21 protein-coding genes are annotated in these 24,399 nt (G+C 42.4%); 9 read left to right on the top strand and 12 right to left on the bottom strand.

Going from position 1 to position 24,399, the window contains the following annotated elements; genetic code table 11:
- Positions 1-20 precede the first annotated feature (20 nt).
- Positions 21-764 carry a dienelactone hydrolase family protein gene (locus AWH66_RS23075; protein WP_063603279.1) on the bottom strand — a complete coding sequence of 248 codons (744 nt, stop codon included), beginning with the start codon at positions 762-764 and terminating at the stop codon, positions 21-23.
- A 166-nt stretch (positions 765-930) separates the two neighbouring features.
- Positions 931-2,298: an anaerobic C4-dicarboxylate transporter DcuC gene (dcuC, locus tag AWH66_RS23070; protein WP_063603280.1), complete on the bottom strand. Its 1,368-nt coding sequence runs from the start codon at positions 2,296-2,298 to the stop codon at positions 931-933.
- 442 nt (positions 2,299-2,740) lie between these two features.
- Here dcuC and AWH66_RS23065 point away from each other — a divergent pair, with 442 nt between their 5' ends.
- Positions 2,741-3,634, top strand: coding sequence for a LysR family transcriptional regulator (locus AWH66_RS23065; RefSeq protein WP_063603281.1), 894 nt, complete (start codon positions 2,741-2,743; stop codon positions 3,632-3,634).
- Between the two features lie 83 nt (positions 3,635-3,717).
- Positions 3,718-4,497 (top strand): helix-turn-helix transcriptional regulator, encoded by a 780-nt coding sequence (locus tag AWH66_RS23060; protein WP_063603282.1) that lies wholly within the window; start codon positions 3,718-3,720, stop codon positions 4,495-4,497.
- Here the strand turns inward: AWH66_RS23060 and AWH66_RS23055 are convergent.
- Positions 4,438-5,046, bottom strand: coding sequence for an acyl-homoserine-lactone synthase (locus tag AWH66_RS23055; protein ID WP_063603283.1), 609 nt, complete (start codon positions 5,044-5,046; stop codon positions 4,438-4,440). The genes AWH66_RS23060 and AWH66_RS23055 overlap by 60 nt on opposite strands.
- A 397-nt stretch (positions 5,047-5,443) precedes the next feature.
- On the opposite strand from AWH66_RS23055, the gene AWH66_RS23050 reads away from it, so the two are divergent.
- Positions 5,444-6,814 (top strand): sensor domain-containing diguanylate cyclase, encoded by a 1,371-nt coding sequence (locus AWH66_RS23050; protein WP_063603284.1) that lies wholly within the window; start codon positions 5,444-5,446, stop codon positions 6,812-6,814.
- Positions 6,815-6,843: 29 nt separating this feature from the next.
- Positions 6,844-7,740 (top strand): LysR family transcriptional regulator, encoded by an 897-nt coding sequence (locus AWH66_RS23045; RefSeq protein ID WP_063603285.1) that lies wholly within the window; start codon positions 6,844-6,846, stop codon positions 7,738-7,740.
- Between the two features lie 21 nt (positions 7,741-7,761).
- Here AWH66_RS23045 and AWH66_RS23040 read toward each other — a convergent pair whose 3' ends face one another.
- Entirely contained in the window at positions 7,762-8,391 is a 630-nt protein-coding gene (locus AWH66_RS23040) for a response regulator transcription factor (RefSeq protein WP_063603286.1), read from the bottom strand.
- 496 nt (positions 8,392-8,887) lie between these two features.
- On the opposite strand from AWH66_RS23040, the gene AWH66_RS26255 reads away from it, so the two are divergent.
- On the top strand, positions 8,888-9,022 hold the full coding sequence (locus tag AWH66_RS26255) for a hypothetical protein (protein WP_006069063.1): 135 nt from the start codon (positions 8,888-8,890) through the stop codon (positions 9,020-9,022).
- A gap of 68 nt (positions 9,023-9,090) precedes the next feature.
- Here the strand turns inward: AWH66_RS26255 and AWH66_RS23035 are convergent, their stop codons facing one another.
- Both AWH66_RS23035 and AWH66_RS23030 read right to left on the bottom strand, forming a co-directional pair.
- Entirely contained in the window at positions 9,091-9,708 is a 618-nt protein-coding gene (locus AWH66_RS23035) for a glutaredoxin domain-containing protein (RefSeq protein ID WP_063603287.1), read from the bottom strand.
- A gap of 54 nt (positions 9,709-9,762) precedes the next feature.
- Complete coding sequence (locus AWH66_RS23030; protein ID WP_063603288.1) at positions 9,763-10,659, bottom strand: DMT family transporter; 897 nt, start codon at positions 10,657-10,659, stop codon at positions 9,763-9,765.
- 248 nt (positions 10,660-10,907) lie between these two features.
- Between AWH66_RS23030 and yfcC the strand changes: the two genes are divergently transcribed.
- Positions 10,908-12,383, top strand: coding sequence for a putative basic amino acid antiporter YfcC (yfcC, locus tag AWH66_RS23025; protein ID WP_207383168.1), 1,476 nt, complete (start codon positions 10,908-10,910; stop codon positions 12,381-12,383).
- A gap of 76 nt (positions 12,384-12,459) precedes the next feature.
- Entirely contained in the window at positions 12,460-13,440 is a 981-nt protein-coding gene (locus tag AWH66_RS23020) for a succinylglutamate desuccinylase/aspartoacylase family protein (protein WP_071487872.1), read from the top strand.
- Positions 13,441-13,783: 343 nt separating this feature from the next.
- On the opposite strand, the gene AWH66_RS23015 is transcribed toward AWH66_RS23020, so the two are convergent.
- Together AWH66_RS23015 and AWH66_RS23010 are read right to left on the bottom strand one after the other, a co-directional pair.
- Entirely contained in the window at positions 13,784-14,839 is a 1,056-nt protein-coding gene (locus AWH66_RS23015; protein ID WP_063603290.1) for a porin, read from the bottom strand.
- A gap of 218 nt (positions 14,840-15,057) precedes the next feature.
- Entirely contained in the window at positions 15,058-16,092 is a 1,035-nt protein-coding gene (locus AWH66_RS23010; protein ID WP_063603291.1) for a porin, read from the bottom strand.
- Positions 16,093-16,783: 691 nt separating this feature from the next.
- Between AWH66_RS23010 and AWH66_RS23005 the strand changes: the two genes are divergently transcribed.
- Positions 16,784-17,866 carry a porin gene (locus AWH66_RS23005; protein WP_063603292.1) on the top strand — a complete coding sequence of 361 codons (1,083 nt, stop codon included), beginning with the start codon at positions 16,784-16,786 and terminating at the stop codon, positions 17,864-17,866.
- 412 nt (positions 17,867-18,278) lie between these two features.
- Complete coding sequence (locus AWH66_RS23000) at positions 18,279-19,385, top strand: porin (RefSeq protein WP_063603293.1); 1,107 nt, start codon at positions 18,279-18,281, stop codon at positions 19,383-19,385.
- A gap of 74 nt (positions 19,386-19,459) precedes the next feature.
- Here the strand turns inward: AWH66_RS23000 and AWH66_RS22995 are convergent, their stop codons facing one another.
- Genes AWH66_RS22995 through AWH66_RS22980 form a run of 4 tightly spaced genes read right to left on the bottom strand, consistent with a single transcriptional unit; the run spans position 19,460 to position 24,393 of the window.
- Positions 19,460-21,094 (bottom strand): BatD family protein, encoded by a 1,635-nt coding sequence (locus AWH66_RS22995; protein WP_063603294.1) that lies wholly within the window; start codon positions 21,092-21,094, stop codon positions 19,460-19,462.
- 5 nt (positions 21,095-21,099) lie between these two features.
- Positions 21,100-22,935, bottom strand: a complete 1,836-nt coding sequence (locus tag AWH66_RS22990) for a VWA domain-containing protein (RefSeq protein ID WP_071487871.1) — start codon at positions 22,933-22,935, stop codon at positions 21,100-21,102.
- Positions 22,925-23,899, bottom strand: a complete 975-nt coding sequence (locus tag AWH66_RS22985; protein ID WP_063603296.1) for a vWA domain-containing protein — start codon at positions 23,897-23,899, stop codon at positions 22,925-22,927. Before AWH66_RS22985 ends, AWH66_RS22990 begins: the two co-directional genes overlap by 11 nt.
- Positions 23,899-24,393: a DUF4381 domain-containing protein gene (locus AWH66_RS22980; RefSeq protein ID WP_063603297.1), complete on the bottom strand. Its 495-nt coding sequence runs from the start codon at positions 24,391-24,393 to the stop codon at positions 23,899-23,901. The genes AWH66_RS22985 and AWH66_RS22980 overlap by 1 nt, the downstream gene beginning before the upstream one ends.
- Between the last annotated feature and the right edge of the window lie 6 nt (positions 24,394-24,399).

The raw sequence follows: 24,399 nt of genomic DNA, 5'->3' as shown, positions 1-24,399 counted from the left end.
GTTTAAGCCGAACAGGTGATTTATTTTCCGGTCTTAGCAACCAAAAACTCAGAGAAGGCTTTCCAAGACTTTTTATCAGCGTCTTCGCGGTAGTTTTTAGAACCAAACACGGTAAAGGCATGTGGTGCACCACTGTAGGTGATCATCTCATGCTCTACACCGTTCTCTTCTAATTCCACCGCAAGCTGTGCAAACTGAGACATGGGTATTGCAGTGTCAGCAGTGCCGTGAAGTACTAGGATCGGTGCTTTAGTTTGTGCGTAGTTTTGTCCATCAGGCGTTGTCAAGCCACCATGGAAGCTAACAAAGCCTCGTGCATTCATACCTGATCGCGCTGATTCCAAGACAGCAGCACCACCGAAGCAGTAACCCATGACCACAGTATCATCTAAGTTTCCGCCAAGCTTGCCGGCTTCTTGTAGTCCAGCATTCATCAGAGCTAGAAGCTTGCCCCTGTCTTTATATAGCTCACCCGTGTGCTGCTTCTTGTCTTCTACTTTTGTTGGACGAACGTCTTGCCCGAATAAGTCTACTGCGAATACGTTATAGCCCATTTCATTAAGCATTTCCGCTCGGTCTTCTTCGTACTCAGTGAGACCGTCCCAGTCATGAACTAGCAGCACAAGTGGAGCTGTATTATTCACTTTGGCCCAGTACCCTTCATAAGGTTGTCCATCTACCTCATAGATAACATGTTCACCCGCTACAGAGTAACTACTGACTAACGCTGTACCGAGAAGCATTCCAATGAGTCTCTTATTCATTATTGTTTCCTCTTTACTGGCTTTATTGTCCTCGCACTACAAAGCTTAGTACGTACATTTCAGCTTGAGGTGTAACCATTTGATTTTTTATTTAGCCTAAGGTTAAGTTTTGGTTTGGACGTAAAAAAGGGAAGCAGTTGCTTCCCTTGGATAATCGATTATCAGACTATGCACTCATCGGTACTAATACCATGGTGCCTATGATTACTGTAATCAGGCCTGCAAGCACAGGAACCGAGGTACGCTTCACAACCTCAAATGGAGAAATATTACCCATACCCGATGTGGCGACGATAACACCAGAAACTGGCGATATTGTGCGACCTAGGTTTGAGGCTTGTAGCATAGGGATGATTAGGAACGCAGGATTTAATCCCATTTTTGCTGCTAGAGAAGGCGCTAGTTCAACGAACGCATAGAATGGTGCATTACCCGAACCTGTTGCAATCGCTGCTGCGACAGTCAGACCGGTTAGGATTAGCATTAGTGCGACACCACCAGCTCCCGCTTTGTCTGCAAGGTGAAGAAGATTGTCGATCGCACCAATAGACATTAAGCCTTGTGCGAATACACCTGCGGCAACTAAGAGCATGACAACGCCTTTAAAGGCATCGGCCATACCTTGATAGCAAGATTCTAAGTCTTCTAATGTTTTTTGGCCGTTGAAGCGCTTAGTAATAAAGTCGATGACTGCACCTAGGAAGATAGAGCCTACAACGATAGTGTAGATATCAAGTGTAAGACCTGGAATCGTACGGCCATTGAAAAGGAAAACACCGATGATCGGTAAGAAAGGCAGAATGCAGTAGAACGCTGGTGCGTCTACTTTCATTTCTGACACATCAACACGCTCCATTGGCGTATTTTCTTTCTTATCTAGATATTTATTCCAAAAAAACGCGGCAGCAGCCATAACAATAATGGCACAGATTGAAACTGGTAAGACGGTTTGTACTGCGAATACGTCAAGCGCAAGACCAGACTTTTCTGCGGCAATCACGACGTCACCGGAAGTTGGAGACAGAATGATGGCAGCTGGTGAAGCACACACTGCAACCGCAGCTGGGCGAGAGATACCCATGGCCGTCATCATAGGGAACAAGGTTGCCATTAGTAGAACACCAAGACCCGTTGCTGAACTCACCGCTAGAGACATTAAACAAGCCACAATATAAGCGGCAACAAGTAGAATGTAAGGAGACTTGATGAAAGAGAGGGGTTTTGAAAACTGTTTTACTACTACGTTGTTTGCGCCAATGTGGGTCATGTAAGAGGCAAAACCACAAAGTAGCATGATTTGCATACCCAGACCGCCACCTCTATATTGCAGCATATACTTCACGTATTCGAGTGAATCAGTAACGATGTTGCCCGTAGAGGTGATTTTCGCCGGTAGTACGGTATGGCCCAAAATCCCTGTTAATAGCAGTAGTGCAATACCTGCGGTCAGTAGTACGCCAGCTGGTCGGTAGCCTTTTACAATGAAGTAGCCGACGGCGACCGTCACGACTAGACCAATTAATAGTTCTAACATAATTCTCCCTTGAAACTGTTAAATATCTAAAGCATCTATTTCAAAATATGTCAGAAACTGTACAAAATATTACACTGTGGCACGACAACTACATGCCGATGTAATGATCTAAGACAAACAATTAATTCAATTGAGAATATTGGGTAATTTATCTGTTTTATATTTGTTCTCTAGCTGTTAATTCTAGATTAAATCACTACCACAAAAGTATTACTTGGCTCACGGTGAAGAATAATTATCCAAATCGGAGAGGGATTTGCTTTGTGAATGATTTGGTGAAATACACTGTGTGTCCTTGGTGTTTCTTTTAGTATCTAGTCAACTTAAAGTGATTCAGTATTGATCTAGCAGTACTTAACGATGAGAGATTAATTCTTGGTTTCTATTGCAATTCTAGCCATGCACGACAGAATAATGTCATCACTTGCTTGAGAGCTTCATCATGTATCATTCATCTATTAATCTTCTTGATGTCCGCGCTTTTGTGCTGGTCGCTAACTTAGGTAACTTTACCAAGGCTGCTGAAGCGCTCAACGTGTCGAGATCCCATGTTTCGAGGCAGATTCAATCGCTGGAAAAGCAAATGGGAGTGAGCCTACTTATTCGAACCACTCGAACAATGAAGCTAACGGACGCTGGCAAAGCGTTTTTAAGCTCCTGTGATGGTGCATTGCAGTCGATAGACCAAGCAGTACATGCTGCAATTGATGATGTGGAAGAAGTCCGAGGAAGCATTAAGATCAACTGTGTAGGTGGTTATATAGGTGAAGAGCTTGTTGCAACCTACTTGTCTCAGTTTATATTGAAGTATCCAGAGGTGAATATAGAGCTCGACTTCTCGAGCCATCGGGTAGATTTACTCGAAGAAGAGTTTGATTTAGCCATACGTATGGGGGTATTACCTGATTCCAATTATATCGCTAGACATCTCACAAACATCGAAATGCAAACGCTAGCCAGTCCTGATTACCTTGCTAAATACCCTAAGTTGACTCACCCACAAGAACTAAAGCATCACAAATGCATTACAGGTTCAGTAACCAAATGGCGCTTTGTAAATAACATCAATCAAGAAGTCTTCGAAACTTCTATAAATGGCACCCTGAAATGCAAAAACGGGCGTGTGCTAATTAATGCGGCAAAGTCAGGGTTAGGGTTAATTCGAGTCCCGACACTATACTGCGAAGACGAATTAGCGGCAGGGGTGCTAAGGCCAGTATTTGATGATTGGGGCATTGAATTGGTACCACTTTCGCTAATTTATCATAGGGATAGGTATCAACCTCGTAAGATTAAGGAGTGTGTACGTCATTTAATTGCGTGCTTCAGTTCTTAATGTTTGTAATCTGGTTTTAGTCTCGTTATCTTGTTCAATAGAGTGCATAGTCTCATGGGCGTAATTGGAGATAAGGGCTAATTGTGCAGTTAGTTGATAAAATAAACGCGACTTTGATCAGAGATATAGGATCAAGCGACGAATTTAACTTTGAGGATCTCAGTGGTAAACTTGCCGAGGTAACTGAAGTTATTGGCTTTGAGCACTATCTTTTTGCGGTTTCGGTTCCGGTGACAGTAATGAGAGCTGAAAATGTCGTGTTGACTAACCAACCTTTAGCTTGGCGACAGTTCTATGAAGACAATGAAGTCATGTACTTCGATCAAGTTGTTCTTCATTGTCGAAATAGCATGCTTCCTCTCCAATGGCGATCTCTTCTCGCTAATGATATTCCAGATGATAAAAATGTTATTAAATTGGCGTCTGATTTTGGTTTAGGGGATGGTATTACTATCCCGCTTCGCGCCAACCATGGGTGTTTGGGACTAATCAGCTTTTCTAACAGGAAAGGAACTCGGAAAATAGGCCACGAATCAACGATCCTGTCAACTTACGTCGGGAGTCTGGTAGCTGATTACATTAACGATATCAGAAACCATGTATGTGAAAAGCAGTTCGGACAAGTTAAATCGAGCCTCACACTTAGAGAGCAAATATGTTTAGCTTGGGTTGCGGAAGGCAAAAGTTCATGGGAAGTGGCCCAGATTATCGGTTGCTCTGAGCGCACAGTAAATTTTCATATTCAGAATGCGAGTGAAAAGCTCAATGCATTCTCTCGCACGCAAGCGGTCTCTAAGGCCTTACTAACTGGCTCGATCGAGCCTATGTTGGTTTATGGAAGCGTTGGTAAACCAATTTCGTAAGGCACCATTAATAGGCACACGTAAAGCGACACTTTTCGTGTGCTCTAACATTCTTATTTTTCCATCACCTATGCGTTGATTCGGGATACCCACGTGGCGCATAATCCTTTCAATTCCTGTGGTTGTTGGCGTAATAAATGCCGTTAACCCTTGTTCAAAACCATATTGCACAACCAAATAGAAAAGCAGTTCAGTAAAGTTAATGTGAGATGCTTGTTTGGATACCTCGCGATCTACTGCAAACCTTGAGAGCTCGATAACATTATGCTCGTCAAAGGATTCACCTTGAAGTAGTTCTGGAAAAGTGTGCTTCAGCATGTAAGGCGTATCAGCATGTATAAGCCTCCAACACGCGACAACCTTGTCCTGGTATTCAATAATAATGAATTTGGCATCCGGTCGGTCATACTCATCAATGTCTAGTTGATTTTCAGTATTCAGCGACCAACGAAGTCTGCGTACGAAAACATTATATCGTAGCGTGTGCATTTCGTATTTCTGCCTCTCGGTCAATTCATCGTATTTTCGGATATAGACAATAGGTTCCATGGGGTTTCCTCCTATACAGTTTCATGCATAGGTTAGCGCCGCACTTTGGAGAGGATAACTGACAGTTTAGTCAGCTTGAAAAATTAAAATTATTAAAAAGTCAACCTGTCAGTTTCTGCAGTATCTTATTTTCGATACACGCGTATAACAGTATTAAGACCCTGTGAACCTGACTAACAACGTCCGAACGATAGATTCAGAGCAGAATATAGAATTACACCATGGCTAGGTGACTTTTGGGTTTACAGGGTCTTTCTTTTTTCGTCAGTATTCCCCCACACCTATTTCTTGACTAGTCCTTACTTGCCACGACTTGAGCTATTTGTATTGATAATGCTTACGGCATCACTGATAATTGCATGTCATTCATATTCTAACGATGTGTTGCGAAGTCTAGATGCAAAAGCTGACGAAGAAATACACTTTACTCTTGTTTAAATCAGCGCTGGTATCATCTTTGATTTACGGCTTCGCTGTGTTCCAATCCCTTGATAAATTGGTAAAAAACGAAGTAGCTCAGTTTCATCTAGTCACTAAATCCATTCAAGATTACAAATCCACCTTGTATATATTGGGTGTTCTTTTTGAGGCACTAATTGCCGCCAATAAAGGTGAAGAGGTTGGCTACCCACTTTTCGACAAAGGGCGGGTCTACTTGCTCAATCCAGGTGAGCCGCTGACTCATAATGAACGGGTGGTCAGCATGACGGCACAACGTATGTTTAATAGCATGCCCGAATTAGCCCTAGGCCAAGAATACCTCCTGTATTATCGCTCCTATGAAGGGATGAAAATACTAGCTAGTCATGCTTTCGGCCTTACCAACACGAATGTGAACGAAGTTTTCTCTAAAAAAATATGTTTGGAGTCGTTTAAGTGTTCAAAGTATGCGTCTCAAGAAGATTTGGATAATCGAATTGTTGTTTCCGATATCTACAGAGATAACGTAACTAATAAAGCGGTTATCACCATCTCAAGCCCTGTTTATGACGAATTCGGAATGATTGGAGATGTAAACGCTGATGTTTATCTCGATAAGTTTCCATTTCTCTATAACAAACAGTATTTTAGTACGAGAAGTGAAATAGGGCGGGAAATCATTATTGAAGACACTCGTTACCCTTTCCATCAATCAGCACACGCGGAACGAACTCAATTCGATGATAGACTTAGCATTGTCTATAAAATCCCCTACAGCAAGATTGTCGTAGATTCGCTTTGGATCTACTTTTCTATGGTGGCACTGTTTTTCTATGTCGTCATTCGACTGGATGAGCTCAAGGTCAAAAGAGAAAAGTTAAAACTGGCAGAGTTGGCAATAAAGTTAGACGAACTAACAGGGCTTTATAACCGTGCAATCCTTAGAGATAGTGGTATTAAGTATGCGATTGAAAAGAAGGGATTGGCTGTCATTGTCATTGATGGTGATAAATTAAAGCTGATTAATGATAATTATGGGCACCATGTCGGGGATGAGGCTATTGTGTATATTGCACGATGTATGCGTCAGTGTTTTCGTGAGAGTGACTACCTTATACGCAGTGGCGGTGATGAGTTTCTAGTCTTGTTACCGGGGTGCGGACTGCAAACTGCAGAGCGCTTGGCCAATACTTTGAGTCAAACTATACGCTCGAAAACGTTTGGGGCGAATGATTTGACGCTTGATATCAGTTTTGGTGTTACGGTGTTACAAGAAAAAGAGTCTCTCTCATCAGCTATTAAGCGGGCAGATGCTTTGTTGTATCAGGTCAAGCGAAATAAAGCTTAACCCTCCATTACAAATTAATCAGGCGAATAATGCATAAAGAACACGACTACAACTTATTGAAAGTATTGGTTTTAATATATCAATATCGCAGTTTGACCACTGTAGCTGCCGTGTTAGGTAAAACAGAAAGTGCCATCAGTAAGCATCTGTCCAAATTGAGAGAACAGTTGGGTGACCCGCTGTTTGTAAGGTCGTCTAATGGGCTAGAACCTACACATTATTTAGAAAGAATAATCCCTGGCATCGAAACTGGTTTGCGTTCTGTCGAACAGGCTTTGAAAAGAGGAGAAGCCTTTGACGAGAAAAGCTATGAAAAACCAATCGTTGTTGCGTTAGATAATTTGTCTATCGAGTGTTTTGGAACGGAGTTGCTCGTCGCACTTAAGTCTGTATTCTGTCGTTCGAGGGTCGAACTAAGAACTTGGCGTTCAGATACTTACCAATCTATTGTTGACGGGAAAACAGACATAGGTATTCAGTTCTTTAATGAAGATTGCTCCAAAGCAGTCTATCAAGCCAGTTTAATTAATGTCGAAATCGGGGCGGTTGTAGCGAGTAATAGTCATGTAGAAAGCTGGGAGCAGGTATTTGAAAATCCATGTGTTTTCTTTGAAATTCGCGGATGGAACGAAACCAACCACAGGTTGATCAAACAGATGGCAAAATACGACTTATCGTTCGATTATCAAGTTAAATTGGATAATCTGAGTGTCGCTCTATCCATGATTCAGAGAGACAATTATTCGGTGGTGTTATCCAAACACCTGATGCCGAGTAGCGGTTTTAGATTTGTGCCATTCCCGGACTACATGCAGACCTTTACGCCAGTTGTGACATGCATGAAGCAAAGTAATCGACAAAATCCGTTGCACCAAAAACTGCACGACATTATTAAAAGTATCGTAAATAAGAAAGGAGAGGGGTAGGCCTCTCCTGCTCAAAATTAGCTAACTTGCGAGGGCGGGTTTCTTACTCTCGAGCACATCGTGTGAGTTGATCAATTCCACGATTGAGTTTGCTTCATACTTATCCAGAATTCGAGACTTGTACGTACTGATTGTTTTCGCACTTAGTGACAAAAATTCTGAGATTTGTTTGTTGGTATAGCCTTTTTTAAGGTAGTTAAATACTACAGTTTCTCTTTGAGAGAGCACAATGTTACGGCTTCGCTCTTTATAGTCAGTCTTAAATAGGTTGTAACCACGCATCACACCACTAATCGCATCACGGATAAGCGGACTATCTTCTGATTTACTAATGTAACCGTTTACGCCCAGTTTATAAGCAGTTTCGGAGTAAACCGGGTAACCGTAGCTGGATACGAAGATTGCTTTACCATTGTATCCACAAGCGTAGGCTCTACGCATGAACTCAAAACCGTCAGCTTCTGCGAGGTTTACATCCAGAACGATAAGTTCGATATTACCGTTCTTTATTAGGTTTAAAGCCGTCTGAATATTACCAGTTTGGTGGACTAGATCTAAATCATCGATGCTAGACACGATCTGAGCTAGTGCTTCCCTAACTAGCGGGTAGTTATCAATGATGAGGCAGTCTTTCGTGTTTGGATAGAGCATTCACTTTACCTTGCTATACAAATGATTGGCGAAACAGGGTCGGGAAAAGGACGCGATCACTTGTCAGTTATGTCTAAAATCTTAAGAATTATTTTTAGTGTCGAATTAACGATGCTCGGAAGTATAGGAAACAATGCACTGAAAGTGTGGAATGATGGAAATTCCAAATAGGAATAATGTCAGAATATTGGAGTTATTTATTTAAAACAGCAGGTTACGAAAGATAGATAAATAGTATTTGTCGATAAGGCGTATAATTTGAGTTGACCTTGGCTGATGATCTCGAAGAGGTAAGTGAAGAGAGAGGTATAATGTTCAAGAAGGGTTCTATTTTTTATGTATATTTATCATAAGGTTAGCCATATATCATAATGCGACATTGTTAGTGGAAAGTTAATTACATAAAAGTGTGATTAATGTCTTGTTTTTGCGTCTCTTAGGTATATAATTACGCCATAAAGTAATTAAATTACAAAATACCTATTGGAGAAAGAACATGGGTTATGAACTAGGTGCTGCTTACATTGGTCAAATCGCTGCAAAAAAAATGATTGACGAGATGCTGTATGGCAAGCCACAACCTAAAAAAGTATCTTTCATCAAGCGAATGATGAAAAAACTAGCTAAGTAACGGAATTCTTGCAAAAAGCCCGCGATTTAATCGCGGGCTTTTTGCTATTTCACAGCTCTAATTTTTGATTAGGAAACGTTTTTCTCACTAAACTCTAGAACGTTATCAGGTTTGCTATCGAGATTACGCTTGCTAAGCCAACTTTCCAAATTGTCTGCACCGCCAATGTACTCATCTTCTAGCCAGATTTGTGGTACGGTTACCGGTGTTTTTAATCCGATGTGTGCCTTTACTTCAGGGATCATTCTATAAAGGGCGGCACTATCTTTAACGACATCAGAGTATGTATAAGGAATGCCAGCATCATCAAGCATTTGCTTAGCTTTGACGCAATATGGGCAGGTTGCTTTGCCATAGACAATGTTACCTGAAAGCGTATCGCGCTTTGTCCACTCTTGAATAACAGATTGAACCAATACACCTCTGTTCAGGGCTTCACCTTGACTGATTACCTTACCTTCAACCATTAAAATAGGGGCGTGCCAAGCTCCAGATTTTAAAGGTTCCCACCAGTGAGATAACCAATCTTTCACTTCTAACTTAATGGGGATACCGTCCAATTCGTTATTGAAAGTGTCATTGAGAATATCTTTAGTCAATGTGCATTCTCCGCATGGAATGTTGACGTTAAATGGTCCCCAACTACCTGCCCAACGATAAAGAGTGATTTTGATTGGTTCCGCCATAGTGTTAGCCTCTTAAATAATCCGTTTAATAATTAGAACTGCTAACTCAGGGTTTTATTTCACAGTTGCTGCACTTTTTCGCTTTCTAGTTTCCCACTGAGTAATAAATGCCACCGACGCTATAATTATAGCCGCTCCTAACCATAATCGGCCTGGGGGAGCCCAACCAAAAACAATCCAACCTGCAAGTACATTCATTGGTAATTTTGCGTGATCAAAAGGCTGGACAAATGACGCATCTGCGACCGAATAAGCTTTAACAATCGCCCACTGTGCAAGCGCTGTTAGCGATCCTGCTACGATCAGGAAGCCCCAAACGACGCCGGAAGAAGGGAGAGACCAATCTGGTAAGGCAAGGAAAAGGTTAAATGGCGTTATCAATAGCAGCAGGTATACGACCATAGTTGATGGCGAGTCATCGGAAGAGAGCTTTTTCACCATAAGTGAATAACACGCCCAAAAAAACGCTGCGCCAACAGGAAGCAAGGATGCCCAACTGAAGTTATCAGACCAGGGCTCTAGGATTATCATGGCACCAACAAAACCACACAAGGTTGCAAACCAACGCGCAGGACCGACATTTTCCTTTAATATTAAACCTGAACCTAAAGTTGCAAAAAGAGGCGACGTCATCAACAGCGCAATGCCTTGCCATATTGGGACCGGATAAGCCAGTGCCCACATCCATAGTTGTATACCTATTACCGAGAGAAAGACACGAAATAGGTGTGCTGGAAAATGAGAGGTTTGCAGTGACTGCCGAAAGCCCAGAGTTCTCAGATAAGGGATGATAACTACAAAGGCGATGGCATATTGAATCAAAGCCACCATAGTAGAGGACATACCGTGGTTAATACTGACGACTTGGGCAATGTTATTGACGAGAGCGAAGGAAGCGCCAGCTGCTAGCATCCATGCTGCGCCCTGAATAGGGTGGTGTTGTAAGCTCATAATTGACTTCTTTATTTTTTCTCAATGTTACTACGAATCTTATCAAGCACCAAATAGGTTAACGGCGGATTTATTTCTGCTACAGATCAATTATTGGTTCGAATGTTCAAATGTTATTCGATGCTATATTGATTTTTTATGCCAATTAATGGATATTTATGCCAAATTTTATGCTTGGCTAATACATAATTATGAACACTCATACTAAAGAGCATGCGCATGTTGCCGATGGCACAAAAACATGGCAGATGCCGGATACTCTTATCTTAATTTTCATTGTCGGCATTCTTGCGACAATTTTGACTTACTTTATCCCTGCGGGACACTTCGACAGTCAGCAAGTTACCTATATGGTAGATGGTGCAGAGAAGTCACGTACCGTTATTGATCCTCATTCATTCCAATATGCGACTGATGAAAATGGTGAATTAGTCTATCAGTCAGTCGGATTATTCGCATCGGGTGGCGGCATTGGATTAATGAATTTCGCGTTTGAAGGACTAGTTTCTGGTTCTAAGTGGGGTTCTGCGATCGGTGTAATCATGTTTATGCTCGTGATCGGGGGCGCATTTGGAATTGTGATGCGTACCGGTACGATCGATAACGGTATTCTACGTTTGATTGATAAAACCAAAGGAAGTGAAGCACTTTTTATCCCTGTTCTTTTTGCTTTGTTCTCTTTAGGTGGCGCGGTATTCGGAATGGGAGAAGAAGCCGTTGCCTTCGCCATTATTATTGCTCCGCTTATGGTACGTCTTGGCTATGATGGTATTACTACTGTAATGGTGACGTACGTAGCTACGCAGATTGGTTTTGCTACCTCATGGATGAACCCGTTTTCAGTGGCCGTTGCTCAAGGTATTGCCGGAATTCCAGTTCTCTCTGGAATGTCGATGAGAATTGCTATGTGGGTTGCATTTACCATCATAGGTATTGTGTTCACTATGGTGTACGCATCTCGAATCAAAGCAAACCCAGAATTATCATATAGTCACCGTACCGACATCTTCTTTAGAAAACAGACAGACACAGTGCAAGAATCACGCTGGAATCTTGGTGATACTCTCGTTCTGACCACTGTTGTAGCAACGACCATCTGGGTTGTCTGGGGGGTGGTAGCACATGCATGGTATATCCCAGAAATTGCTTCTCAGTTCTTCACCATGGGTTTTGTTGCGGGACTGATTGGTGTGGTATTCCGCTTGAATGGTATGACCCTTAACGATATGGCGGACGCTTTTAAAGAAGGTGCTGGTATTATGTTAGCGCCTGCTTTGCTAGTAGGCTGTGCCAAGGGCGTTCTACTAATTCTTGGCGGTGGTACCACGGACGAATCTAGTGTATTGAATTCGATCCTTAATGGCGCTGGTGGAATGATTAGCGGCCTGCCTGATGTGGCTGCTGCTTGGTTAATGTATGTGTTCCAATCCATCTTTAACTTCTTTGTGACCTCTGGTTCGGGTCAGGCAGCGTTGACTATGCCACTGTTAGCGCCGTTGGCTGATATTGCAGGTGTCACTCGTCAAGTTGCCGTACTTGCTTTCCAATTGGGTGATGGTTTTACCAATGTTATTGTTCCTACCTCTGCATCTTTGATGGCAACCTTAGGGGTCTGCCGTATTGATTGGGGTGATTGGGCAAGGTTCTGCTGGCGCTTTATTTTGCTGCTATTTGTTTTAGCAAGCTTTGTGGTCGTTGGAGCACACTTAATGGGATTTGCTTAGGCTTAAGCATTGATTTAGTGTAGTGATTAAGCGGGCATTAGCCCGCTTTTTATTATCAGAAAGAGAAACGAAACACGTGATTGAGTCAGAAAATTTTCCTGCCATCAGCTCATTAGATGTTGAAACCCTATCCGCCGGCCTTCATCACTTTTGGTTTAAAGCTTCAACCAACGCCATGGGGATTGCGGTTCAACTCCCTGTGGTTGTCGCTAAAGCAGAGAAACCTGGGCCTAAAGTTGTTATCACTGCTGGTGTGCATGGTGATGAGTTAAACGGTGTTTTGACCGCTCAAGAACTTATTAGGCGTCTACCAGAAGTACTAGACGCTGGCTCGGTAACAATTGTCCCATCAATCAATCTATCAGGCATTTTAAACCACAGTCGAGATTTTCACTCATCTGACCCTGATTCATCTCCGGCCAATCTTAATCGTTTTTTTCCCGGTAATCCGAATGCTGATACAGCCAATCGCTATCTTGATACAATTTGGACACAGTTATTAAAACCAAATGGTGAAATCGCTATCGATTTGCATACGCAAACGCGTGGTGCTACGTATCCACTGTATGTGTTTGCAGATTTTAGGTTAGAGCAAGCATTGGAGATGGCTCGACTCATGGAGCCAGATGTTATTCTCAACGATCCAGGTGATCACGGTGTGTTGGAAACCGTCTGGAATAATTCGGGTGTTCCTTGCATAACAGTAGAAGTTGGAATGGGTAAAGTGACTCAACCTGAACTCATCGAGAGAGCGGTGTGCGGCATCAAGCAAATACTTGTTAGCCAAGGAGTGATTGAAGGAGAATCACCAAACGTTACCCCGTGTGACATCGAAGGGAAAGAAATCATCAGCGTTCGTGCTAATAAGGGTGGTTTTGTTTTACCACAAGTGACCCTTTTGGAAAGAGTGGAAAAGGGACAACTTCTGGCGGTGCAATATGATAGTTTTGGTCGTATGACCGACAGTTACTACGCACCTAATGATGGTACCGTCATTAGCTACAACGTTGATAGTTTGAGAGAGGCGGGGGCTCTTGTTGTTCGCTTAATCCGATAAAGTAAAAAAAAGCCTCCCTCTATTAGGGAGGCAAAAATAGTGACCACTTGTTCAGTCTCTTCTGCCTAGATAGCATAGCTAAGAATCACCTTCTCCCTCTTAGAAAAACAACTCCGCCATGCTGAGTCTGACAAGTGCAAATGCTGCTAACATTTGTCTCTACTACTAAAGCAGTAGTTGTGCCAACTTCACTAAAATTCTAACTATTTGTTTTATTGGGATATTCTATTTCTCTAAGGAAGAAGGACGTCAACATTACGACAGGATATGGTGCAGCTGCACGAAAGTAGGGAAGGCTAAGCCATGATGACCTAGCCCTCTTATCTATACGATACGTTAAAATTTAGAAGTCGTAACGTAGACCTAGACGTAGCGTGTTTTCAACATCGTAGGCGATCTTATCGTTTTCGATGTCTGAATAGTCACCTTTACTGCGATTATCTATTTTGTAAGATAGATAGGTGCGTAATGACTTATTGAAGTGATACTGTCCTGTTAGTTCAAAGAAGTCATCTTTGTCGTATTTGCTTTCACCAACGCCTTTCCCTTCGTATTGAGCTTTAGCATAAGCCGCCATGATTCGGAAACCATTATCAAACTTGTAAGTACCAGACAGCTCGACACCATTGTAGTCGACATCAGAAGCGTTATCGAAATCGTAAGTACCTTGAGTATATGTACCACCAAGAGTTAGGCTTGCAATAGAGTAGCTTAGACCGCCGATAAACTGATTTGCTGAACCGGTTTCATCTACATTACCACGGAATTTATCTTTCGATACGTCGTTCATGGCGTAACCTAGACCAATATCTAAGCCAAATGGAGTGGCATAAATACCAGAAAGGCCATAGCCATTTCCATTTTTCTCTTCAGCAGCAATAGCACTCGCCTTGATAGATAGAACATCTGCAAATACGTTTGAATATGCGATAGTATTATTTATCTGCTCATTACCCGCATTAATGAAAGTCTTCTGACCTCCAGTCCAAATCTGTCCATCGTCTGACATTTGTGAAATTTGAACGCCTGCAGTATCTTGCTTACCAAAAGAGATATCACCAAACTGGGTTCCAATACCTGCAAACATGTAACGCTGTTTTAGAGTATCAGTTGCAGTGTTATCGCCAGATGAATGAACACTTTGTTCAGCTTCGTAGAACCCAAATCCAGTAAGGCCATCAGCAATTTGAGTCGCACCACCAACATTTAGACGAAAGCGAGACTTGTTCGCCATTGAACCTTCGATCTCCTCCCCTTTGTCGCCAATAAAATCACCACGGAACTCAGCACGACCACCAATATTTAAGGTTGTTCCATCCTTGCTATATACTTCTGCGGCCAAAACTGAACCTGAAACCATCGCTGCTAAAACAGCACTCGCTAGAATTGCCTTTCTCATTTTTCTTACCTTTTAAGTATCAATAAAACGCGTCCTTCTTTCGGTGAGGACGTCGTCTTCTTGGGATGCGAGTAAGTTATTGGATGGGTATGACAGAAAAATGTGAGTTGTGTTACGGTTTGATTTAATTGGGGTTGGGCTAAAAAGTATGTTTAAAGGATTACGTCGGTGCAAAAAAAGGGCGTTTAATCGCCCTTTTGAAGTATGTAATGCTGGTTTTAGAAGTCGTAGCGAAGACCTAAACGAAGTGAATCATCCGCATCTTTGGACAACGAGCTACTGTCAGCTTTTAGCATATTGAACTTGTAGCTCAAATAAGAGTGAATCGAATTGTTGAAGTAGTATTTACCCGTCAACTCGACATAATTGTTTTTTTCTAAGGTAGAAGAGTCTGTAGGAGAGGTATCACTTTCTTGTTTTGCGTAAACACCTTGAGCCACAAAACCATTATCAAACTTATATTGTCCAGCGAACTCGTAACCGGTGAAATCTACATCACCAGCTGATTCTTTGACCTTACCTTGAGTGTATGTACCAGCTACATATAGTTGACCAACAGCGTAACTTAGACCACCCATAAACTGGCTTGTCTCCGCAGTATCGGTAGCACTAGTTATCCATTCGTCTCCCCCTGCATAACCTAAACCAATACCAAGACCCATAGGTAACGTGTAGATACCAGATATACCGTAGCTATTTTGATCTTTTTCATCACTCAGAATAGCATTTGCTTTCAAAGACAAAGCATCATCAGCGAACATTCCAGTATAAAGGATGTTGTTGTTAGCTTGCTCGTTACCGGCATCAATAAACTCTTTTTGAGCACCAGTGTATGTTGCAATATCAGACATTTGAGATAGCTGTACTAAAGCTGTATCTTGGCGACCAAATGAGATTGCACCAAAGTTAGTTTGAAGGCCTGCATACATGTAGCGTTGTTTGAAATTTTCTGTTTGACTATTTCCCGCTCCAGAACCATCCGAATTCACGCCCTGTTCCGCTTCGTAAAATGCGAAACCAGAAAGGTCATTGGTTATCTGTGTGTTTCCGCCTACGTTCAAACGGAAGCGGGAGTTGTTATCCATTGAACCGTCCAACTCAGCACCCGATGATTTACCGATAAAATCACCACGGAACTCTGCACGTCCACCAATATTTAATGAAGTACCATCTGAATTGTAAACCTCTGCAGCAAGTGCTGAACCAGAGACGAATGCTGTTGTAATCGCCGTAGCGATGGCTGCCATTTTCATAATTCTATCCTTTGATTATTATTAACCACTGCAATGTTTCCACTGCTAGACCATTTATTGCCTTATGACATAAGTGGCCTAATGGAAGGATAGAACGCCTTTTCTAGCTTTCCTTTCTAAATTCCAAATAGTTCCCCTCTAATTACTCTTTTGTGATCTATCGCTCATAAATGACGTGCTTCATTGGCAGTTTTATAACTCACAACAAAGTCACTCAACAGGCGTTACTCAAAAAATGGGAGATTGTTGACAAAAATGATGTGTTTTGAAGACTTAAATCTACTAATTAAACAGAAATAACAAAACGTAACTTGTTGAATTTCACGTGCTTCTCTGTCTGATAAATAACCGGAAAGTGTTTAAAAATGTGAATTTAATCACTCTAAAACAACAAAAAACATAAATCATCCTCATCTAAATGGTTGTTTTAGATCGTTTTACGTTTTTTCTAATTATCTTAAGTTGTTGTATTTTAATGATTATATAAAATAGAAAACACTGTTTTTAATCTTTTACGTCTTTTTATGAAGCCTTTGGGAACTTTAGGGTTAGAGTGATTTCCGTCATGTTAATCCAGCGTTACATCAAGTCGGGTTACATGCATGGGTGTTATGTCTGTGTACGTAACAGCTTTATGTGCGTTATGTCATTCGTTGAAATGACACATAAAACTTGAAATATGGAAATCCCAATGAACAAAAAAATTATTGCATTAGCAGTTTCTGCTGCAGCTTTCGGTACTACTGCTCAAGCAGTTGAGCTATACAACCAAGACGGTTCTACTTTCTCTGTAGGCGGTCACGTTTCTGTTGGCGTTCAAGACTCTGAGAAAGGCGATGCTGGTGTAAACTCTGTATCTCCACGTATTAACTTTGAAGCTACTCAAGATCTAGGTAACGGCTTTACTGCTGATGCTAAAGGTGAGTGGGCTCTAAACATGCTTGACGGCGGTGATAACTCTTTCACTACTCGTCTAGGCTACATTGGTGTTAGCCACGCTGAACTAGGTCGCGTAGCGGTTGGTACTCAGTGGGCTCCATACTACACAGCTGGCGGCGTAGCTGACCTTCCAATCGCTTTTGCGAATGACTTCCTATACGACAACCACGGTGCCCTAGGTACTGGTCGTGCAGACGCTATGCTTGCTTACACAAACGCATTTGATTTTGGTAACGCTGGTGCATTTAACTTCGGTCTAGGTTGGCAAGGTGCTAACGACATCGATAACACAGATATTCCTAGCGGTGTTGTTGCAGGTAAATACGACCTAGGTCAACGTGGACAAGTTCAACTTGGTTACGATGTAGCGGGCTTTGGTATCAACTATGCGTACACTGGTGGTGATATTACATCGACAGGTACACTGACACCTTCACTAGATGACACAGCACAATCTCACCTAATTTCTGCTAAGTACGGTACTTACGGTAAAGGTCTATACGTAGCTGGTGTTTATGCAATGAACGATTACATGAACAGCTATGAAGGTATCCAGCTTAAAGATACTAAGGCTTATGAAGCAATCCTAGCTTACGGTCTGTCAAACAGCCTTAACCTATCTGTAAACTACGAAGCAGTTAAGAACGACGGTGATACGCTAGGTTCTGGCTACAATGGCGAAACTATCTACGCAACTTCAGCAATCCAAGCTGAGTACGACGTAACTACTCGCATGCGTGCATATGCAGGTTATGAGTTCGACCTTCAAGGCACTGGCGACTTCAAAGAAGACCGCGACAACATGTGGATGGCTGGTGTTCGTTTCTTCCTATAATGGAAAGCTAACTACCTAATTCTAAAAACCCGCTCTAAGAGCGGGTTTTTTTGTTAGATAAACGCCGCAGTGAATGTGAGCTTTGGGTGTTATTTAGTGCATAAATGTGTTTGTGGTAAAAATATCTTACAAATTCTAGTAAGTTGTCTAAATTACTAATCAATTTAGTTATAACTATTTGTTTTTAAATAATAAAAATAGCAGTTACTTTATACTCTAAAACTTCATTTCATTTCACATCACTTCTGGGAACTCTCTCTTTAAAGTATCTCCATATTACAAGTTTCAAGTTTTTAACGAATTGTTCATCAGTGTTGCGCACAGCACCTATGAGCAATACGGCATTAACACCCAAGTACTTACGTTCTGTAACGCGAATAAAAGTACCTAACTGTCATATATGGAAATCATAATGAACAAAACTCTACTTGCTCTTGCAGTGACTGCAGCAACGATTGGCACTCAAGCTAACGCGCTAGAAATCTACAACAAAGAAGGCACACAAATGTCTATCGGTGGTCATGCGACTATCGGTCTAACTGGTGCTCATGCAGGAAAAGACGCTCGCGTTGAAGAAAAGTCTCCTCGTATTAATCTTGAAGTGATCCATGACCTTGGCAATGGCTTTAAGGCAGACTTCAAAGGAGAGTGGGCAATGAACATGTTAGAAGGTGGCAAAAACACCTTTACGACTCGTTTGGGTTATATTGGTATAGGGCATGAAACATACGGCCGTATCGCAGCAGGTACTCAATGGTCTCCTTATTACATGGCAGCCGGCGTTGTCGATACGCCAATCGGTTGGTCTAATGATTTCCTTTACGACAATCAAGGTTTATTTGGTACTGCGCGTGCTGATAAGTTAGCGGCGTACTACAATACTATTGACTTTGATGAAGCGGGTGCTTTGACAATCGGTGCTGGCTGGCAAGGTGCTAACTCCGTCGATGAAACCATCGGTTATAAGCAAGATGGCAAAACGGTAGCGGGTGCTGGCGATCAAGTTTATTCAACAAAAACTCAAACTTGGCTAAGTTCGCAAAACCGTGGTCAAGTTGCTCTCGGCTATACGATCTCAGGTTTCAACGTCAACTATGCATTCAACAGCGGCAATGTTGTTGAGCGCAATGTAGCTAAGCTTGCTGAGTCTAACTTGGTTTCAGCTAAGTATGGTAATTTCGGCGCGGGTTTATATGTTGCAGCTACATTCGCTGACAACAAAAATATGAACTCATTCGACAGCAAACTAATTGCGAAAACTCAAGCTGTAGACTCGATTCTTGCATACGGTTTTGACATGGGTTTGAACTTAATCCTAAAGCATGAAGAAATGCAAGACACAGAAAACAATGTGCGTGTTAAATCTGGAACTTCTGTTCAAGCAGAATATACAATTAACCCACGCGTTCGAGCATATACAGGTTATAACTTCGACAACCAAGGCGAGACTGGTGCGAATGTAGATTACCGCAAAGCGCAAGACAACCAATTCATTATCGGTACTCGTTTCTACTTATAATGTCTTGAAAACCTAAAACGACGAAAGCGCCCCTATTAAAGGGGCGCTTTATTGGATCTATTAGGTATTGCACATTACAGTTGAGCGAGTGCTGATCCTGCTTGGGGTTGCTGAACCTTCGCTTTCCCAATCAATTTCAATGCGGTCTTATCATCCCATATGACGTCTTTGTCGCTGCCAATTATCGCACTGTTCATCTTGGCTATTTCGTTCCTCAAAAGTGCATCATCTTCTTCTGACAATGAGATTGTTCTTTTCCATGACCGATATGCTGTTTGTGTTGCAATTGGATCTCGGTTTTTAATCGCAGCAATTAAGTTTTCTTTAATCGATGCATTGTTTATTGAACTCATTGGTGATTTGTCATTAATTTGGTTCTGATTGGCTTTACTAGTGCGGTACCACATTGCACTAGAGAAAACCCAGAGTGCAGCTAATAATCCGGCGATATAAGGCCAACTACCTGAGTCTTTAACGATTGTTCTACCAGGCAGGCTTGATGTTGTACTTGAGACTGGCGATACGGCGTTAATCACTTCGTTGGCTGTTACCGAAACGTTCAACCCTTCCAGTTCAGTTTGGGCTGGCTTTTTATTCACTGAATCCCACCAATTAATCTTTACAGCAGGAAGAGTAAAGTCGCCACCATGTTGAGCTATGAGAACTTGTTTAGTGATCATAGTGACGCTGCCATCATCGTTACTTTTGAACGATGGCTTTTCTGAATAGACCCGAAACGCATCGGGGTTACTGACCGATATATTAGGTAACTGAGCTGACGTTAGCCCTGTTGCCGTTAGAGTAATGGTTCGTGTTAAGGAGTCGCCGCTGGCAATTGAAACTGACTTCGTCTCTACGTTTTTCCCACTATCTAATTTCCAGGTTTGAGACAGAGAAAGTTTCGAAGTCGGTAACCAACTATCGGTATAGCCTTCCGGTACTGGGTCAACTTTTAAGTCAACCGTAGGTGAGTTGGTATCCAGAGTGAGGATCTTCGTAGTTCCACTTCTATTGTTCCCATAAAGAACCCCCCCAGTGAGTGTTGGCGCTTTAATGGCGAAATTACCACTATCGATAGCGGTGACTCTGTATGACTGATCAATGATCATAACCTCCATACCATCAAGCACAGCTTGATACTGTTTAGGTTCGCCAACTGCCTCAATATCTAACCCTGGCGCTTCTGGTGAGGTTAAGTTGGGGTTTTGCAGTAAACGGGGATCGACCTTAACAATGATTCTTGTATCTAGTAACGCACTTTCCTTGGGATAAAGTTCTGACTTACTTAATTGAGTACGAACTTCAATCATGTCTTTGGTCGTAGGTGTTTGCTCATCGATGGTAACGTTCAATGTAATAGGGGAGGTGGCAACACCATTGACATCAAAACTAGGGATGGTCAGTTTGCCAATTCTTTGTGGGGCGATCGCCACCGTCCAAATACTGCTGTCTGTACGCGTGCCATTCAAGATATTGACGGAAGAGCTAAAATTGGGTCGACCAAGATAGAAGTCTTTTGAAAGTGAACTAAAGTCCACCTTATTTCCGTCTAGTTTTTGGTCTGCGACGATTTTTAACTGAATGACCTCATCTTTGCTGACTTTGGTCTTGTTTACGCTTGCTGTTACGTTCAATGCCCATGATGAAAAGCTGACAGCAGAACTAATAATAGCGAGTAGCACTAAGGTGAGAGATTTTATGTTCTTCATTGTAATTACCAATCTTTCCCTGTTGAGGTAGGGACTTCTTTATTCTTCGATTGCAACAACATTTGTGCACGCAGCAAATAACTTGGGTCGCGCACGCTTTCAATTTGCTCAAGTTTTCTAAGATCGGGGTCGACGTTTTGTTGTGTTGTCTCTTTAGCTAGTTGAGCTTGCTTTTGCTCTTCAGAAGCTTGTGACTGTTGCTCACCGGAACTCGCACTAGCGGATTTCTCAGTTGATGCTTTAGTTGTATTGTCTTTCTCTTGAGGCTGCTTTGCCTGCTGATTCCGAGGTTCTTTATTACTATCGGAATGCTCTGGTTGCGAATTATTCTTTGTGCGCTCTGAGTCTGGTTTTGCGGTTTCACCAGATGAGTTCTCTTTACTGCTTGAATTAGCGTTAGATTGCGATTGTTGTTGACTTGTCTTTGCCCCGTTGCCACCATTTTGTTGCTGTTGCTGTTGCTGTTGCTGTTGCTGTTGCTGTTGCTGTTGCTGTTGCTGTTGCTTCATTGCGTCTTTAACTAGATTAAGATTAAACTTCGCATCAGCATGGTTAGGCTGTTGATTGAGCACTTGTTGATACATATCAGCTGCTTTTTCCAATTCACCATGCTGGGCATAGGCATTACCAAGGTTATATAAAGCGCTGATATCGCTCTCGCCCTGTAAGTTGTCGATAGCTTGTTGGTAATCGCCATTTTCATATTGCGCCGCTGCTAACCATTGCTTGTTGCTGAACAAGTTCTTGGCGGACTCGTAATCTTTATCTTGAAAGGCGTGGTAACCAAGTTGGTTCTGATTATTGAATGCGCTATCAATGATGGACGCCTCTGCGCTGTTACTATTAAAACCAAAAAGAATAGCGAGTAAAGGAGAGCAAAACACTACGCCTTTTCTAAATAATGGCAGCAAGAGTACTAATACAAGAGGAAGTAGCCAGTAGCCGTTATTTACCCTTATATCGACGCTTTGCTCTCCTTCTTTCTTAAGGTTTGCGGTTACATCTGAGGTTTGGATCAGACTCGAAATGTCCTGATTGTCACTTCGATACGTTGTATAGTGCCCTCGTCCCACTTTTGCTGCTTGCTCTAAGTTTGTGAAGTGAGTTTTGGCAACGACGGTGTTTCCCGACTTGTCAGTCAGCAGAGAGCCGTCGGGTAGTGCAATAGGTGCGCCTCCAGTGGTTCCGAACGCTAAGACTGAAAGTTTCCAGCTATGACCGCTGAGCACCGCTTCAATTGCTTTAAGTTCACTTTGGCCTAGATCATCAGAAAATAGAATGATTTCACCGTTAGACAAGCCTGCTTGTTTCATCATATCGATAGCTTGCTTTACGGCTAAGTCTGCTCTCGCACCTTGGAATGGCATGATCTCCGGCGAAAGGTTTGTGATTAGGTTGCCCAGCGTGGCGGAATCTGTCGTTAGGGGGCTTAAAGTGTAAGCATCGCCTGCGTAGGCTACTAATCCGGTCTGCCCATCGGTAATCAATGGAAGTAGATCCTGTGCCTTGTACTTTATTTGAGCGAGGCGGCTAGGTTTGATGTCATTGGCATAGACCGAACGAGACATGTCTAACACTAACACTCTGGCACTGGATGATTGAAATGCAGGCCGAGTTTGGGTTTCAAAGCTCGGTCCTGCAATCGCGGTTATCAGAACAAGACAAAGTAACGTTAACCAAAACTGAGCTGACTTTTTGGAATCAGATTGCAACTTCAACGCTTTTTCTAAGTGAGAGGCGATAAGTGATGAGCTAGATTGACGGTAGTTCTTCACCGCAACAACTAAAGCAACAGGCAAAAGTAGCCAAAACGCTTGCGGATAGAGAAATTCAAAATTCATCTTTTTCTCTCCTTAGTATCACTAAAAGCATAATCAGCAACAGGCTGACCGTCGCGGGTAGTGCAAACCACTCGGTTTGAGGTCTCCAGGATTGGGTGGCTTGCTGAACAGGTTGTAGTGCATTGATGGTATCGTAAATGGTCGCTAGTTCATCGGCATTACGAGCTCTGAAATATTGTCCGCCAGTTATGTTAGCGATTTTTATCAATGTCTTTTCGTCTAAATCTTCTGCGGTGTTTACCGTGCGGGTCATAAAGAAATCTTTAACCTGCATCTCACCTGCGCCGACACCTATGGTGTAAATCGTGGTGCCGTACTTTTTGGCGATTTCTGCTGCTTGAACAGGGTCAAGAACACCGGCGTTATTGCTGCCATCACTGAGTAATATCATGACTCGTTGCGGAGCGTTACTATCGACAAAGGTTTTTGTCGCAAGTCCAATACCGTCTCCTATGGCAGTCTGGGTGCCAATCAGTTTTAATACGGTTTGATTAAGCTGAGTTTTAACGGTCTCTCTGTCGAAGGTCAGTGGGGTCTGCAAATAAGCGTGGTCAGCAAAATATACTAATCCGACTCGATCTCCCTTGCGACGGTCAACAAAATCTGACACCACATGTTTGACGGCAGTGAGCCTATCAATGTAACCATCTTGATATGCCATATCTTGTTGGCTCATTGAATAGGAGAGGTCGATGACAAGCATCATGTCACGGTGCTTTGGCTGAATCTCAATAGGCTCGCCATACCAAATTGGTCGAGCAGCAGCACATACTAGGCTTACCCATGCCATTATTGCGATGGTCCGGACGAGTAGTATTTTCTTTCGGCTCGCAGCTGGCATGCCTGAAATGTGAGGTAAAACTATAGATGCGCTTGGTTGTTTAGGTTGAAAGAACTTATAACTGAGGTATGGCAGGGGTAGCAAAGCGAATAGCCACCACCATTCAAATGTAAATTCACTCATTATGCAGCATTCCAGTTTCGATATTTTCTTTTTGGAGGCAGCGCATTCTGTACCCAGTATTTACAATCGGAGATTAAGTTTGCCTCCTCATCTTTTGGAGGATTGGCGCTGTTGTATAGTGCGGAGTGCCACGAAGATTCATTGGGTATAAACCTCGGCGAGGCAAGTTGTGAATCCAAAAAACTCAACCATGATTGTCCAGTCAAATTAGCCACCTCTTTTCTAGGGAAGTAGCTAAGCGCCGCTTGGCGTAATATTTCATTGGCTTCAGCGGGTGACAATGTGGACACATCGCTTGTAAGCATTTTTAAAGCGGCTTTTTTTGCGCGCTCTTGCTTACGTTTTCTACGTATCAATAGAACAGTTAAAATGATGGAAAGCACAATGAAACCCAGTAAAGCCCAGTATCCCCAAGGTAGGGGCCAAACGCTAGGCTCGGTTGGTAGGTGTAATGGCTTTAAAGGTAAAGTTTGAGGCTGACTTAGCTGGCTCATAATTCA

The organism is Vibrio barjaei, from assembly GCF_001639065.2.
Classification (GTDB): Bacteria; Pseudomonadota; Gammaproteobacteria; order Enterobacterales; family Vibrionaceae; genus Vibrio; species Vibrio barjaei.
This window is presented reverse-complemented; position numbering and strand designations above follow the sequence as displayed.